The following is a 14,458-nucleotide window of genomic DNA, read 5'->3' on the forward strand; positions in this document are numbered from 1 at the left end:
ATAAAAATGTATGAGGCCATATAAGTAATCTCTTATACGGCCTCATATTTTTCTATAGACTGTCACCATGGATTCCGATCTGAACCCCTTTTCCCCTGGTTCTGGGCTTAAGCCGCCGGCCCTCGAGGGTCGTCAGGCTGAAATAGACGCGTTCGACCGACTGATTGTCCGAACGAAGCGCCAAGCTTCGGAACGAGGCATATTGCTCTCGGGACTTCGCGGGGTAGGCAAGACTGTTCTGCTGAACAACTTCGCGGCCCAAGCTGAGCGGCATGAGTGGTTCGTGGTCCAGATCGAGGCCCAGCCATCCCCTGAAGGTCGAAAGGCAACGAGGCAAAAGCTTGCGCGGGCCATCGAGGCCGGAGCAAGACGGCTTCGAGCCAAGTCGGCATGGAGCTCGGTGAAAGATGTCTTAGGCAGCATCGGATCGTTCAGTGTGGCGCTCGGATTCACCGGAGTCACTGCAACCCTGGGAACGACTCCAGGTAGAGCGGATTCGGGGAACCTCGACATCGATCTCGAAGAGCTCGTGGAAGACATCGCAATGGCGATGGCCAAGAACAAGGCCGGCTTTGGGATGTTCATTGACGAAATGCAGGACCTTGACGACGAACTGCTCGGTGCCCTGATATCTGTGCAGCACCTGGCAGGACAGAAAAGCTGGCCCTTCTTCATTATCGGTGCAGGGCTGCCTAATCTGCCAGGGAAACTAAGCGCCACCAGATCCTATTCAGAACGGCTTTTTGACTACCGCGTAATCGGCGCCCTCGACCACGCCTCGTCAGCCGACGCGATCGGCCTACCCATGAACAAGCTGGGCGCGCACCTGGATTCCGATGCCCTTCGAGCGCTCGTCGCAGCGGCGGAAGGATATCCCTTCTTCCTGCAGGCCTACGGCAAGGCTGCTTGGGACGTGGCCTCTAGCAAGAGAGTCAACCTTGAGGACGCAAGGCTGGCTATCGAAATTGGTACAGAGCAACTGGACGCGGGCTTCTTCATAGCTCGTTGGCAGCGGGCCACTCCTGCTGAGCGGCAGTATCTGCGAGCCATGGCTGAAGACAACGACGAAGCATCTTCGACAGCGACCGTGGCCGCGCGACTGGAAAAATCCGCTAGCCAACTGACCGTCGCCAGGGCAAACCTCATCGCCAAAGGCCTCATCTATGCCCCCGATCATGGGGCTGTGCGATTCACTGTTCCGGGTATGTCCGGTTTCATCAGCCGCCAATACGAGGACTAACCGTGTCGAATATGTCTTGACACGAGGGCGTTCCGTGTCGCGGGCCCAAACACCTCTAGAAGTGAGCTGTGTGACTTCAGGCGCTGTTGGCAAAAATATTCACTCAGCAGCAATGACTGCTCCATCACGCTTCAAGAGACTCCAACTTCTTACGCATCGCTACGCATCACCACGCATTCCTATGCACCAGAACTTTCCACCGCGCGGTGGGGCGCGGCATGAAAACCCTGTGAAATGCGCGATAAGCACGATTTGGCGGCTTTGACCCCCAAGTCCGGTCCAACATACGTCCGCGCGGTACTAGGCACTTAGAACGGCATACAGCGGGTTAAGCGCAGCACGGTCTGGTAAAGTTATTCATAGCGAAGATTTTCCGTGGATTCTTAACGGAAAAACCCCGCCTCTGCTTTGTTAGCGCAAAGCAAAGAGCCCTGTTAGCGCAGGACTCATATGGCGGGGTTGTGTGCATTCCTTTAGCTCCGGAACGCACTCATCTTAGCGCGCGCAGGGCCTCCCTGTCACGTCATGTGGCAGAGGGGCCCTGCTGCCGGCGACCAAAAGAGTCGTTCGGTGACGACCAAAGATGATAGGAGTGCGCCACAGTGCGTATTACCAAGAAATTCGGAATTATCGGCTCTGTCCCATTCCTGGATGTTCACGTCGATCGTGACAACTTGCTGTTTCTACACCCCACGGCTATCAGAAATGGTCTGCATCAGGACCTGGCCACCCGAGCCTCTGCCCGCATCGCAAGCTTCACAACCGAAGTCATCAGATGCCGGGAGAGCCCGCATCTGGTGGATGGCGTCAAAGGAAGAGCGCTTCTGCGGTCCGGACTTAACGAGCCCAACGAGACCCGCCTGGGCTACACCCGCGAGGGGAGTAAGGGTCACGGCTGGGGACCAGGACTTGGAAGCCACCTGTGGAAAGAACTGGACTCGCCATTGTGCCGCCGGGGCCTGCTGACCAACATTGAACACCTGCCGCTCTTCATTCCTAGGGTTGGTGACGACCTCATCTCCGATATGACCACAAGGCTCGCCATGCCGGAACTGGTCGAATTTACGTCTCTCATGGTTCGGGACTATCCCGTTCTGGGAGCAGTCATGCGCAGGGCTGCGCTCACGGTCTGGGATTCGGACGAGTTGAGATGGACTCGGTTGGACACGATCCTCCCTTTTATGGGAGGCAAGCATCTGGTCCTGTTGCCGAAGTCGTGGGTGTCGAAGAAGCTGCCGATGTACTCCCGGCAGTTTTACAACCGCTTCACGACAGACGATGTCCAGCATGAGCGTGTCAGTTACATCGAAGGTCGCGCTTTGGTTCCACTGAAGCGCGACCTTAACCGGGAGTTCCCGAAAGTGCTTCAGTTCAACACCACCCAGACCCTGAAAGCAGCTGATAAGGGCAGAAACCTCGTTCGGCTCTATGACCGCTTCGCCGACACTGCCTTCCAAGCGCTCCCGGACGAAGAAATCATCAAGCGCATCGCGGCATAACCGGAGGCGGCGGGGGAGCGGAGTGCTTCCCCGCCGCAAACGTCATGGCCCCAACAACCTGTTTGCAAAAGGGCTCGAGTAACAGATGTCGCGGGCAAATTTCCCCAGCCCTGTCGTAGGACCCGACAATTGAAGAAGAACGAGGCGCGGCAATCGGACGGATAGATCATCGCTCTCGTTGATCAGCCTCTTCCGGGTCGCTTTTTGGATCATGATCCGGCCCCACTGATCGCTCGGTAGAGTCGTTTGTCCACGTCCGTCATCAATCCGGCTTGGGCCAAAACCTCGTAGAGGCCATGGAATGTCTGGCTCGGAATTGAGCTGAATCGATGAGGGTCCTCCACCAGATATTTCCAGAGGGCGCGTTCAGAGCCCAGGTCGATGGAAGGATCGAAGAACCAATCTAAGAGGACTTCGGATTTTTCGCTTGTGGCTATGTGGGCAATCCTGGTGTACCCGTGTTCAGGCGGCCCAGGCGGTTCACTGCGCAGCGGTGCAAAAGTTCCCCGTAGTTCCGGCGGAACCGGCTGAACAAAAGCCCAGTCGTCTTGCGGCTCTGGTCTCTCTAACCAAGCGAATCCCTGCCCGACCTCACCCACGGTCCATCCCATCGCGCTGTACCAGTCTGAGAGCGAGTCAGGAATGGACGCGAAAACCTGGGAAAAGCCGAGAATATCTGCATTCTCCAGCATGCGCTTTGTCAGCCGAGTGCCTACGCCCAGCTTTCGGGCCTTCACGTCCACTACAACGCGAGCGAGTACGGCGACAGCGCTACTCTCTCTTCCGTTCCCGCCGACATGAGGCCGAAGAACGGCAGTTCCAACAAGGCGATCCTTGCGATCCATAGCGACAGCGACGGGCTTCCGCTGTTCGCGCCATTTACTGACGCCGTCTTTCCAGAGGGCAAGAGGTGTTGTTTTCAGCGATGCTGCCGCCGCAGCTTCGGTGTCCATCTCGAAGGGAAACGCCGCATAGGTGAGCTTCAGAATGCCCTCACAATGCTTGGGGGCAGCAGCCCTGATTTCCACTGACTTGGATTGGCTCAATTTTCTTCTCCTGAGGTGATGCTGAAGGCCAGTCATATGCCTAGGCCTAGTTGGCTGTGTGCGTTTCCGCTTAAGGGAGACCTGTACCAGGTTGAGCCCATGCTTTCGGTCCCGATGGAGACGTCTGGCCGCTGGCGTGGCAGTAGCGACGTCATCACTGTTCCTGGCTGGTTGCCTGGGCATCCCATCGCTTTTGGGCACCTTGCCGGGTGATCCCGACTGCTCTGCCGATTTTGTCCCAGGAGATACCGTCGGACCGGGCTGCGGCTACGGCCTCATCAAGTTGGGCTTCGACCGTCTTTATTTGCTCGCCCAAGGTCTGGATGGTGTGGAGATGGAGGTCCGGGGCGATGTGGGAATGCCATTGAGCCAGGAAAAGCGGTTCAAGGTCGTCGCGGTCACTGACGTAGCTGGGGTCATCGCTGGAGGGGTCCCCAGCATAGATGAGATGGCGGGTGAGATCTTCCTCGACGGGGTCCCAGACGCGGGTCCACAGCGGTTCCAGAACGACGTGCTTCTTGAACGTTTCGCAGCTGCAGGCAACTTTCCAGCCGACCACCTGGGATGGCGGCCGCCAGGCCTGGCTGTCCGGGTCGTCGTTTTCCCAAATAACCTTGCCATCCTGTGACATCAGGCTGATTTCCATGTGCTTGCCGCCGGCCCCGAACATGCCGTCCGCGAACACGCAGACAACGTAGCCCTCGTGCCCGCTGCCCTCGGTGAACCAGCCCATCGTTGCTTCCCTCCATCGGCCTCCGGTTGCTACAGTCATCAGCATGCCCGATAGCAACCATCGTTGCCATGGTATTCAGCATAGGCAACTTTACTTGTCATAATCTCCGCTATCGGCCTGTTCTTGGTAGGAGGCACGTTCGTTACTCGATGGTCCGGACCGCGGATGCGGGACTGAGAAATTATCTCGCCCAAGTCGCAGAATCCGGCTTTAGCCTGAGTGTGGCGCTGCGTCGGTCCGAGCTCCGTTGCCGCTGCAGCGATAAGACCCGCATTGGATGGGTCGCCGGATTGATGGAAGCCTCGAAGGTACTCTGGGGATATGGCCGATGGGGAACCTACTGCACAGACGACCAAGCCGAAGACCAAGGGCACCTGGAAGCGCAAAAGCCTGGCCAGACGACAGTGGGACGCCCGGGAATGGCTTGAACGCATCGTCCCACCCGAACGGATCACCGACGACCGTGTGGGGCAGTTGGCAGAGGTCGTCGACAGGTACCGTCCCGGGACCAAATATCAGATCATCGCAGACGCCATGGTCAGAAACAACGAAGTTCCTACCATCGAGAAAGTCGCCGCACGCTACGAATCCCGCAAGAACGCTTGGCTGCGCCGCAACGCCAAAACTTCTTCCGTAGACATTTCCCCTGCAGCCGTTGACCAGCTCGCCGTGATGATCCGAGCCTCCTGGAAACGTCGCGGCCACGGAGCTACCTGGTCAGAAATCCGCGCTGCCATGCACTGAGACCGAGCCCAAACCCGACACGCCCCTACCAAGCTCCGCGCCGACGGCCTCATTTCCTTCACAACCGACAGCGGCTCCCTCACTCTGACAAGCGAAGCCGTGCGTGGAACGGCCGATGCCAGGAAGTCGGCCTAAACACTGCACAGCTGCCGAACCTGGGGAAAATCGATTAGATCTGCGCGACATAATTGACGACAAGACCGCACTGCCACAATTATCGGTCGAAGCCACTGCCTATCCAGTGCGTAGTTAAGCCGCAAAGCGGATCCTTGGCGCCGCATACCCCTGGCTTTGGTACCAATTGTCCAAAGTGCTTTGGACAATTGGTACCTGGCCGCCGCTGGAGAACTAGCGACCGTCGTCGACAGCTACCATCCGAAACTTAATCGTCCATACTTCCGGTGTCGCCTACGGTTCCTTGTTCCAGTGCAGCGGTGATGGCTGCGGGGGAGGGGAGTGCTTCGCGTTCCTTGGCCGGGAGCGTTTCGTAGGTGTAAGAGGTGACGGCGATGGGCTGGGAGGAACCGTCCAGGGCGTAACGGACCGTTGGTTCGTGCTTCGACCCGCACACCAGGATCCCAACGGCGGGCGCCATGCCGGGAAACTTCACAAGGTCATTGACTGCGGCAACGTAGAAGTTCAATTGCCCTAGGTGCTCTGGCCGGAACTTGCCGGCCTTTAGTTCCACAACCACGAACCGGTTTGTGGGCACGTGCACCAGCAGTAGGTCGATGTAGAAGTCTTCACCCTCGACGTCCAGATGATACTGGCGACCATAGAACGCGAAACCTCGGCCGAACTCAGCCAAGGTTTGGGTCATGCGTTGGGTCATGGCCTCTTCGATGGCCAGTTCCTCGGCCTCGCTGGTCAGCCCGAGGAAGTCCAGAACCAACGGGTCCTTGGCGACGTTCTGGGCCAATTCGGCGCCATCGGCTGGAAGGCGAGCCTCAAGGTTGTTTGGCGCAGCTCCTATCCTCCGGTGCAGGCCTGTGGCGATCTGGTGTTCAAGGACGGTGAGTTTCCACTTCTGCTCAATGGCCATGCCGGCGTACCAGTCACGGACTTCTGGGTCCTTCAGCTTGAGCAGTTCGATGATGTGGCCCCAGGCCAGCGCACTAATCCGCTCCCGTGTGTCCGGATCAGTAAAGTCCCAAGCGGCCGCGAAGGAGCGCATGTAGAACAAATTGGATCGGGAGAACCCGCGCATATTCGGGAACGAAGCCTTCATGTCCGAGGCGAGGCGTTGCAGGATCTTCGAACCCCATGGTTCTTGGGCTTGGCGCTGAAGGATCGTAGCTCCGATGGCCCAGTACATTTCCACCATCGCCGTGCTGGCTGCTTGCTGGGCGCGCAGCTGAGCTGTTGTCACCAGTTCCTTCAATGAGGCCAGTGTTCCGCTGTATCCGTGGGGCAGCTCCGGTTCGATCATCGACACGCAACAACACTACCGGGAACCCTGAAAACGGCCGGCAGCTCAATTGTCCAAACCACTTTGGACAATTGCGACGTTGACCGGCGACAGCGTCCGCTCGGGTCTCAGACCGACGACGGCGGCTATGCTGCAGGTTCCACTGGCCGCCGGGGCAGATGTGTGACGGAGTGTTTCCCATGTCAGCCGACGGTCGGGTGAGTGATTGTGCAATGATGCAATAATCGCTGGGCTCCGCCGAGCACCACCAGAAATTCGCGGAGTCCCTAGCCGATACCGGCGCCAATGAAACGCAGATCCGTGGCCGACTCGCAGCATCCCGCAGCGAGGGCACACACCCGAGCGCAGCAGTGACAACCGGGAAGGCCACCAAAGCCAGGAAGACTCGCGGAGGGGCAGCCTCGGGCGTCGAGAGAAGCAAGAACGGGCTGAGCCGCTAGCTGGACCTGTCGTCCAAGCACCCATCCGTTTTGTGGAGATCGGACCGGCCGAGGGCGTTTTGAGGGCCCCGGTCCCTTCCCCGGACAGCCATTCTGCTGCAGACGTGTACTGGCACCTCTGCTCGGCGATTACTTTTCTCCCCAATCACCCCTCGAAAGGTCATGAAAGGGGGTTGCCATCTGGGCGAAGTCCTCGGTTGAGGTTTTCCTTGTCCTGCTGTTCGGAACGTTTTAGGCGGGAAGTCGGGACGCTGCGATAGCCACTGGGACGCACATGGCAACAAATAGGGCGGCCAAAAAGAGCACAGGAACCGCGTCGCCAAATGATGGACTCACCGTAAGGGCGAGAACGACGAATGCGGTAGCGAGGGGAACATTCCAGATTAGGGGTGCGAAAACACTTCGGTACGCACTCACTGTCCGATTACTGTGCTGCGGGAGATCATATCGTTCTTTCACCTTGGTGTTCTCCCGTCACGTGGTCTGCGAGAGTACGGAAGCGATATGGATGGACAAGACGAGGCCATAGGCGAGGAAAGCTAGCCCAAAGATCAGGGCGATCCAGGAGATGCCGAGGATGACAGTGTCTTCGTGCTTATGCGCGGCTGGGATGCGGTAGGCGAACGACATGATGAACCTGGCATATGCCTTCCGGAATAGAACCGCAGCCACGCCTATGACGATGATTACGAAGGCACCCGCGAACTCCACGTTTACCGCGCAACAAGGTGGTAGATGATGACACCGATGCCTGCGGCTATCCAGGTGGCCGCCACAAAGCGGACCCCCTTGATATTAGTGCGGCGGAATGCTTCCTGGTTCTTGCCGGGCCGTAGGTAATCCAAGCTGCTCACGGCAACTTTGGCTAAGACCGGGGCCTTGACCCAAATCAGGATTCCACCGCCAATGGCAAAAAGTCCTGCGATCGTTGCAATTAGTAGCTGCATGAGAACTCCTAGATCTTCACGTAGTCGGTCCACATCATGGAACAGCCGCCTCCGAGCCCTACACCCGTCCCCAGGAAGCCGCCAGTCAAAAATTCACCGCTCCCGGCCGGTGGCAGGTTGACGCCGCCAAACAGCCCCCACCCCCACAGACCACCACATTCGACACTCATATTGCCCTTGCCTTGGGTCGTGCCCACACCCACTGAAGTACCGAGGCTCACTTCCGCGCGCGCTCCGATGCCTCTAGTAAAGCCGACATGCGTCCCCCCATGGGCGAAGTTCAGCGAGAGGCCGCCACAAACGATGACGCATCCCGTAAGTACTGGAAGGGAAAGAATGAACGAAGGCCCATAAGCTTCCTCCGATCCGCCTTGGACATGGCGAGTTAATATTGATACGTTCCCTCGGGCAGCCACGCCCACCCGTCAACACCGGCCCGGGCCATCAAGTTGCGCATCAGGTACAGCACCAGGCCGCTGAGCATCAGGAAGACCCCGACGACGGCGAGGAACGGGTCACCCATCTAAGCACCTACCCAGGGCGGTCGGAAGATGAGCGTCAGCACCACAATCAGCAAGCCACCAACGATCAGGACCGAACAGAAGAACACCCCGAGCATCTCGAAGCCCCGAACCCGTTCCTCATACAGCTCCGGGTCTGCTGCAAGCGAGTCGGATTCAGAGGCTGCCATCTTCCGGCCGAGCATCTCTGATGAGATGGAGTACTGTCGGCGGGCAATCCACTTCCTGAACGGCAGCCACACCAAGCCAATCGCTATGAAGACGAATCCAAGCGCCATGTAATCTCCCCAAGTAACCCAAGTGGTCACTCAGAAGTACAGTCCAAATATGGAGATAGCGTAAATCAGCAACGCTAGATATGCCCCCGCAAAAGCTGACTGGTAGGGCCAACGGGTCCGTCTGATTGCAGCCGGCACCACTGCTCTTTTCCCGTCTGTGCTGACCTTCGCTGGCCCTATCGCCGACAGTTTCATCGGGTAGAGCGCGAAGGCCCCGGTGAGCAAAGCCCCGGAAAGGTAGGCCAGTCCCCATAATCCTTGGAAAGTCGAGAATGCCGGCAGGAGCACAGCAACCACGAGCGCGACCCCGTTACCTGCTAGCTGGAGCCCAACGAAGAAGCGGTCCATGGACGAACCAAGCCTGAGGGGATACCGGAAGCGCCCTGCTACCGCCAATGATGTCGCAATCACTACCAAGGCAACTATGAGCAGTAACCGGACCATCAGCAGTACTTTCTAACGTAGTTGGCTCCATCGTAAAGCGGGCCGGCCAGATTGGCTGCACCCCAGTCGACTCTGGCACCCGCACGCCATGCTTCGTCGACGTGTGGATTTGAGTGGATTGGAGCCATACCGCTCAAGCCGATCCGGCACGCGGGCCCGTTCATCCGCATCCAAACCGGCGCCAGGGGGAGCGGACTGGTGTCCACCAGGGGGCTTTTCTGTCCTTCTATTCCTTCAGCGGCATCGCCCAAACCTCCGTCAAAGGTGGACTAACGGCGACGGCATTCCGTCACCACGATTCCCGCCTGGGAGATCCGAACCTGCACACCCACCTTGTGGTCTCCAACAAGGTCCAGGACTTTCAAGGGAACTGGAAGACCATCGACGGCAAACTGCTGCACCGCTCCGCTGTTGCCGTCTCGGAGCACTACAACACCCGGATCCAGGCCTACCTTGAAGAGCACGGCGTGGAGTTCGAAGCCCGCACCGTCAACGGGTCCAAGCAGCCCGTCATGGAAATAGCTTCCATCCCACGTGAACTGAACACGCTCTTCTCCAAGCGCAGCACGGGCATCCGTTCAAGCCTGACGGAACTACGCCAGGCGTACGAAGAACAGCACGGCCACAGCCCCGACCAAGCCGCCCTGATCAAACTCGCACAGGCAGCAACATTGGACACCCGGCCCGACAAAGAGGCTCCCAAGACCCTCGCCGAACAAGCCCAAGCATGGCGGCAGGAAGCCGCAACCCTGTTCACCGAGAAGGACCTCAAACGCATCACCGGGACCCGGTCCCGGACATTCCGCCCCGCGACTGCCGAGATTGATATTGACGCGACAGCGCGTCAGATCGTCGCCGCTGTTTCGGACAAGCGCTCCACCTGGACGGCGCAGAACGTCATGGCCGAGGTCAACCGTTGGGCCCGCGAATATGCCGTTGAACACGGCCCTGTCCCGGCACTGCACGGAGGGTGGCCAGCTGCTCATCGGACAGTCCCTGCAACGGGCGTTCACCTGCTTGGGCAATCAGCTCCGGAGCTTTATCCATGATCTTTTCCACGCGCCAGGCGAGCACAGCGGAAAGGTCATCGGCGCTCTGGAACTCACGTTGGCCAGCTGCCGTGCGCAGCAACCCGGCGGTGTCCCAGCCGCCCTGCTCGGCTTTAGCCAGATGCGTGGCCACCGCTCCCCAGGACTCGGCCTTGATGAACTTCGCTGCGTCCGGTCCAAGGATCTCCCGTGCCATGGCGGCCATGCGCAGGGTGCTCGCTTCATCGTTGACGTAGCGGTACTGATCGGCCAGGGTCAAGGGCGAGTTGATGCGTTCGTACTCGGTGGCCATGGCCTCATGCGCGGAGGAGTCCTGGCTGTGGTTCCCGGCGATCGCGGCAAGAACACTGTCGCGGTCTTGGCCTTCCTCGACGGTGACGAACAGCACGTTCTCATCCCGGCCACGGGTTGCGGCGACGTAGGCGTTCTCCCGGGTGGTGGAGCCATCGAGGATGGGGATGCCGGCGTCTTTGGTCATGCCCTGGGCACGGTGGGTGGTCAGGGCGTAGCCGAGGTGGCAGAGGCAGAGGCCGGTGCACGGGCCGCCCGTGAAGCAGTTGCAGTCCATAGACCGAAAGCAGCTGACCACTGGACCAACCGCCGGTACGGCAAGCTCACCGACGCCGAGCTGGAACGCCGGATCTTCACCACCCGGTTCACCGCACGGGAAACCTCGTCTATCAACGACCCCGCGGTTGCCCGCCGAGCCCACCAGCAGCTGCGCGCGCTCCAGGACGAACACCGGATCCGCAACGAGCAGCTCAAAGAATCCCAACGCGCGGCAGAAACCGCCGAACGCGGCGGCCGCAGCGCCTACGGGAAGAACCCCGCCGCCGGTGCCAACACACAACGCGCATGGGGACACGAGACGATCGCCGCCCGCGCCCGGGCTGAGGAACGCCTCCGCACCCTCACGCCGCGCCCCACCACCCCTGTGCAGGCGTCGGACAGGCTGCCCGAATGGCTCGCCCCGGCGGGCGCGGCAGCAAGCCCGTACCTGCCCCGACCATGGAAGGAAGAACTCTCAGCCCGCCGCGAAGTCCTCGCCGCAAGGTTCGACGAACGCGGCCACCTCCTGGCGGCCACACCTCCGGAATGGGCACAGGAACTCGGGCCCGTCCCGGCACGCCCCGACGCCGCCCAGCAATGGCGCGACACCGCGGCCAGCATCGAACTGTTCCGCGCCCGCTACAACGTTCCCGAAACGGAGGACACACCAGTGCCGGAACGGTTCAGAAACGACGAGATCGGCCAGCAACTCCACGCCCAGGCAGTGACCGTCTCCAAACGCTCACACGCCCTGCCCGAACACGCCACCGACCAGGACCTGACGCTCGATGCGCTGGCGGCGGTCGAGCGGAGCAAGGACACTCACGCCCCCGAATCACCAGCGCAGCGCGCCACGGACGGGGACAGGCAAGCCAACGCTCAGGAGCCGACGGCCATCACCCCCGCCCAGACGGAAAAACCACGTCTGCGAAGCCGCCTGGAGAAAATCACAGCCGAACGGAACGCCGCACGACTCGCGGCCCAGCAGGAGGCACAGCCGCAAACCGAGGGAACAGCTGCGCAGAAGGAAGCCGCCAAACAGCAAGCCGAACGCACCGCAGCGCAAGCACGCCAAAAACAGCACGACCAGGGCCGCGAACTCTAGCCGTCACGCATCATGGCACCGAGTAAGTCACGCGTTCTCCGCCCCTCAGGATGGCGTGCGGTGACTCGTGCCTGATCCAGCCAAGCCCATCCCAGAATTGCTTAGACTCGACGTCATCGTTCAGAGCAGTCATGCGCGGCAGCGGGTTCTGGTCTCGGATTGCCTGGACTGCCATGCGGCCAATCCCCTTCCGGCGCATGGAGACAGCGACCTGGAACGCGAGCATGTCGAGCTGCCCGTGCGGGAGGTTGCCAAGAACAGGCTAGGAGGGCATGGAACTTATGGGACTGGACGCTGCGTGGGCGTGCGCTGGGACGATCCCATGAAGTCAACCATGGTTTGGTCGAACGACGTCACAATTTTCCAGTGGATTAGAACTGCCGATTTACAAGGAGCTTCGTTGGTTCAATCTCTAGTGTGTGAGGCTCCTGGGGAGCGATGGCCGAGGTGAGTGAAGGAAAAAGAGGGTCTAGAGGTGATTTGTCAGTATGCGGAGAATATCAACTGGCCCGGTGCGATATCCATCGCACGTTAGATCCTTGAGAACGCCACGAAGAGCAACTACCAACGTGTAGCCGAGCACTGACTGAAGCTCAGGTGACCGCCGAGGCCTCGACTTTTGGGGCTTCGGCGCGAACGACGCAAGCGCAAGGGGATTTGTCCTCGGGCTACGTTGAGTCCGGCGCTATGAGCTGAACTAGGTATCGCAATTTTTGCATGCTGTTGGTTCTGAGACGGCTCAGGACGGCGTTCAACTACGTTTCGCGTTGAACCTACGGCAAAGAGCGAACCGGGGCTATGGAAGGTGGATACCACTCGGAAAAGCCGCGCAGGAGTGAATCGTGGCCTCCTAGCGGGAGCACGACTGGCCAGGTACCGTCAGCCGGCAAACCATCCCATAAGGCTGGCTGGCGAAACCTCAGAAAAGTCATGCGCGGTAACGTTTTTTATGAGCCGACAGCACCAAATCCCGTGCGCGGGAGAAAACGTACTCGTCAAAATTTTCAGACGTGACTAAGGGGTCGAGGTCTTCATTCCGCCTGAGGCGAAGGGCCAGGAGACCCGCCATCCGTTCGACCTTGACTTCACCAACTTCGTTGTTTAGTGCTCCGCCAATGGCTGAAGCTGAAGCCCACATGCGGTTAGCTTCCGCACGATTTTTGGTGACTGAATTACAAAGCTTCTCAAGGATCGGTCGCCATTCAGGGCTTCCTTCCGGAACCTGGAGATCTATGTCTGCACGTCCCCACCATATTCTGCGATTATAGTGCCACGCCCAGCCGTGGTCAGCCAGAGTTCGCAACGCTTGACCTGTGTCTATTTTGGTGCCGCGGTAAATTCCCAAGACGCTAGGTACCCCAGACTTTTCAGGGCCGGACCGCCATACACGTTCGACGAGGTCGTCGTCGTCAAGCATGACGAATACGTAGCCGGGCGGTAGTCCTTCGGCCAGAGCTCGCATGCCGGCCGGTATGGAAACTTCTGCGGCCTCCAATTTTTCGAGCATTTCGGGTACATGCGAGGCCCCGAATGAGTCAATAAATCTCTTAGGTACGAGAGTACGTGCAGCAAAAGCGTCTGCCTCCAGTTCCTGCAGACGAATCTCCTGTGAAACAGGATCTGAGCCGGGAAGCTTGTGCGATAGGTCCGGGTCGTCCGGGTGATCCTCGTTATCAGCTTCGCAGATCAGTTCGTGAGCCTGATGCCAGGGAAGGAGTATATGACCCAATTCATGTGCCATTGTGAAGCGACGCCGCTTTGGGGAACGCTGAGTGTTAACAAAGACATGGTTGTCGCTGGCGTCAAGGCCCAAAAGCACAGCGTCCAAGTTTGGTATATCGCTCGGGAAGGCGTGAACTGATGCATGGAGCTCGACAAGCTTTTCGATCTCGATTGGCGGATTTAGATCAAGTTGATCCACTAGACGATCAGCTAGTCTTTGTGCCCCCTGGATTCTTGCTCGCGTCACTTAGACTCGGTCTCGCCAAGGCTCCTGCGCAGTTCCTCGACAAGTTCTGCGGCCCGTCGCCTGTCGCCTCTGGCAGCTAGAGCGTAGTCGGTTCTGTCCAAGAGCGGCTTCCTGATCATGTCGTCCAAGCTGATTCCCTTCATTCGGGCAGCGAGCACGATTCTCAGATTGGATGGATTTTCGGTGATTACGTCGATTTCTACAGGCTCAAGGTAGGCTTCTAAGTCTGAGGCGATGATGGCTTGGAGTTCCGGGAAGGTCAGCAGGCCAGATGCTGCAGAGCCGATCGGATCGTTCTCGATGAGTTGTGCCAGGACCGCGTCTGAGGCTGGACCGTCGCTCATGTCTTGGGCACGCTGAAGGTCCGCCCTCGCTGCAGCGATTTCTTTGGTGCCGCCAGATACGTAGGCGTAGATGAGTCGCTCTGAGGCGTCGCTTAAAGCTAGTGCCTGTTCTTTCTCCACG

15 protein-coding genes are annotated in these 14,458 nt (G+C 59.2%); 5 read left to right on the forward strand and 10 right to left on the reverse strand.

The window, feature by feature from the left end; translation table 11 throughout:
• Window positions 1–67 precede the first annotated feature (67 nt).
• Window positions 68–1,240 (forward strand): ATP-binding protein, encoded by a 1,173-nt coding sequence (locus HP499_RS02185; protein ID WP_172322323.1) that lies wholly within the window; start codon window positions 68–70, stop codon window positions 1,238–1,240.
• A gap of 602 nt (window positions 1,241–1,842) precedes the next feature.
• The gene (locus tag HP499_RS02190; RefSeq protein ID WP_172322324.1) at window positions 1,843–2,739 is read left to right on the forward strand and encodes a hypothetical protein; all 897 of its coding nucleotides are present in this window, start codon (window positions 1,843–1,845) and stop codon (window positions 2,737–2,739) included.
• A gap of 209 nt (window positions 2,740–2,948) precedes the next feature.
• On the opposite strand, the gene HP499_RS02195 is transcribed toward HP499_RS02190, so the two are convergent.
• The gene (locus HP499_RS02195; protein ID WP_172322325.1) at window positions 2,949–3,785 is read right to left on the reverse strand and encodes a GNAT family N-acetyltransferase; all 837 of its coding nucleotides are present in this window, start codon (window positions 3,783–3,785) and stop codon (window positions 2,949–2,951) included.
• Window positions 3,786–3,939: 154 nt separating this feature from the next.
• The gene (locus tag HP499_RS02200) at window positions 3,940–4,557 is read right to left on the reverse strand and encodes a hypothetical protein (protein WP_253951328.1); all 618 of its coding nucleotides are present in this window, start codon (window positions 4,555–4,557) and stop codon (window positions 3,940–3,942) included.
• 282 nt (window positions 4,558–4,839) lie between these two features.
• On the opposite strand from HP499_RS02200, the gene HP499_RS02205 reads away from it, so the two are divergent.
• Window positions 4,840–5,262 carry a hypothetical protein gene (locus HP499_RS02205; protein ID WP_172322326.1) on the forward strand — a complete coding sequence of 141 codons (423 nt, stop codon included), beginning with the start codon at window positions 4,840–4,842 and terminating at the stop codon, window positions 5,260–5,262.
• 382 nt (window positions 5,263–5,644) lie between these two features.
• Here HP499_RS02205 and HP499_RS02210 read toward each other — a convergent pair whose 3' ends face one another.
• From HP499_RS02210 to HP499_RS24860, 6 genes are all read right to left on the reverse strand, one after another.
• Complete coding sequence (locus HP499_RS02210) at window positions 5,645–6,697, reverse strand: PDDEXK nuclease domain-containing protein (RefSeq protein WP_172322327.1); 1,053 nt, start codon at window positions 6,695–6,697, stop codon at window positions 5,645–5,647.
• 908 nt (window positions 6,698–7,605) lie between these two features.
• Window positions 7,606–7,761 carry a hypothetical protein gene (locus HP499_RS02215; RefSeq protein ID WP_172322328.1) on the reverse strand — a complete coding sequence of 52 codons (156 nt, stop codon included), beginning with the start codon at window positions 7,759–7,761 and terminating at the stop codon, window positions 7,606–7,608.
• A gap of 83 nt (window positions 7,762–7,844) precedes the next feature.
• Window positions 7,845–8,078: a hypothetical protein gene (locus tag HP499_RS02220; RefSeq protein WP_172322329.1), complete on the reverse strand. Its 234-nt coding sequence runs from the start codon at window positions 8,076–8,078 to the stop codon at window positions 7,845–7,847.
• 385 nt (window positions 8,079–8,463) lie between these two features.
• A complete protein-coding gene (locus HP499_RS02225; RefSeq protein WP_172322330.1) occupies window positions 8,464–8,601 on the reverse strand; it encodes a hypothetical protein in 138 nt (45 codons plus the stop codon).
• Window positions 8,602–8,877, reverse strand: a complete 276-nt coding sequence (locus HP499_RS02230; RefSeq protein ID WP_172322331.1) for a hypothetical protein — start codon at window positions 8,875–8,877, stop codon at window positions 8,602–8,604. It lies immediately after the preceding gene.
• A gap of 30 nt (window positions 8,878–8,907) precedes the next feature.
• Complete coding sequence (locus HP499_RS24860) at window positions 8,908–9,225, reverse strand: hypothetical protein (RefSeq protein ID WP_216659663.1); 318 nt, start codon at window positions 9,223–9,225, stop codon at window positions 8,908–8,910.
• 209 nt (window positions 9,226–9,434) lie between these two features.
• Here HP499_RS24860 and mobF point away from each other — a divergent pair, with 209 nt between their 5' ends.
• A complete protein-coding gene (gene mobF / locus HP499_RS25440) occupies window positions 9,435–10,370 on the forward strand; it encodes a MobF family relaxase (protein ID WP_309138325.1) in 936 nt (311 codons plus the stop codon).
• Window positions 10,371–10,884: 514 nt separating this feature from the next.
• Window positions 10,885–12,024, forward strand: a complete 1,140-nt coding sequence (locus tag HP499_RS02245; RefSeq protein ID WP_216659664.1) for a hypothetical protein — start codon at window positions 10,885–10,887, stop codon at window positions 12,022–12,024.
• 928 nt (window positions 12,025–12,952) lie between these two features.
• On the opposite strand, the gene HP499_RS02250 is transcribed toward HP499_RS02245, so the two are convergent.
• Both HP499_RS02250 and HP499_RS02255 read right to left on the reverse strand, forming a co-directional pair.
• Complete coding sequence (locus HP499_RS02250; RefSeq protein ID WP_172322332.1) at window positions 12,953–13,945, reverse strand: ImmA/IrrE family metallo-endopeptidase; 993 nt, start codon at window positions 13,943–13,945, stop codon at window positions 12,953–12,955.
• A 44-nt stretch (window positions 13,946–13,989) separates the two neighbouring features.
• A partial coding sequence (locus tag HP499_RS02255; RefSeq protein ID WP_172322333.1) for a hypothetical protein occupies window positions 13,990–14,458 on the reverse strand: 469 nt, incomplete at its 5' end.

Source organism: Paenarthrobacter sp. CM16 (assembly GCF_013179505.1).
In the GTDB taxonomy this organism is placed as follows: domain Bacteria; phylum Actinomycetota; class Actinomycetes; order Actinomycetales; family Micrococcaceae; genus Arthrobacter.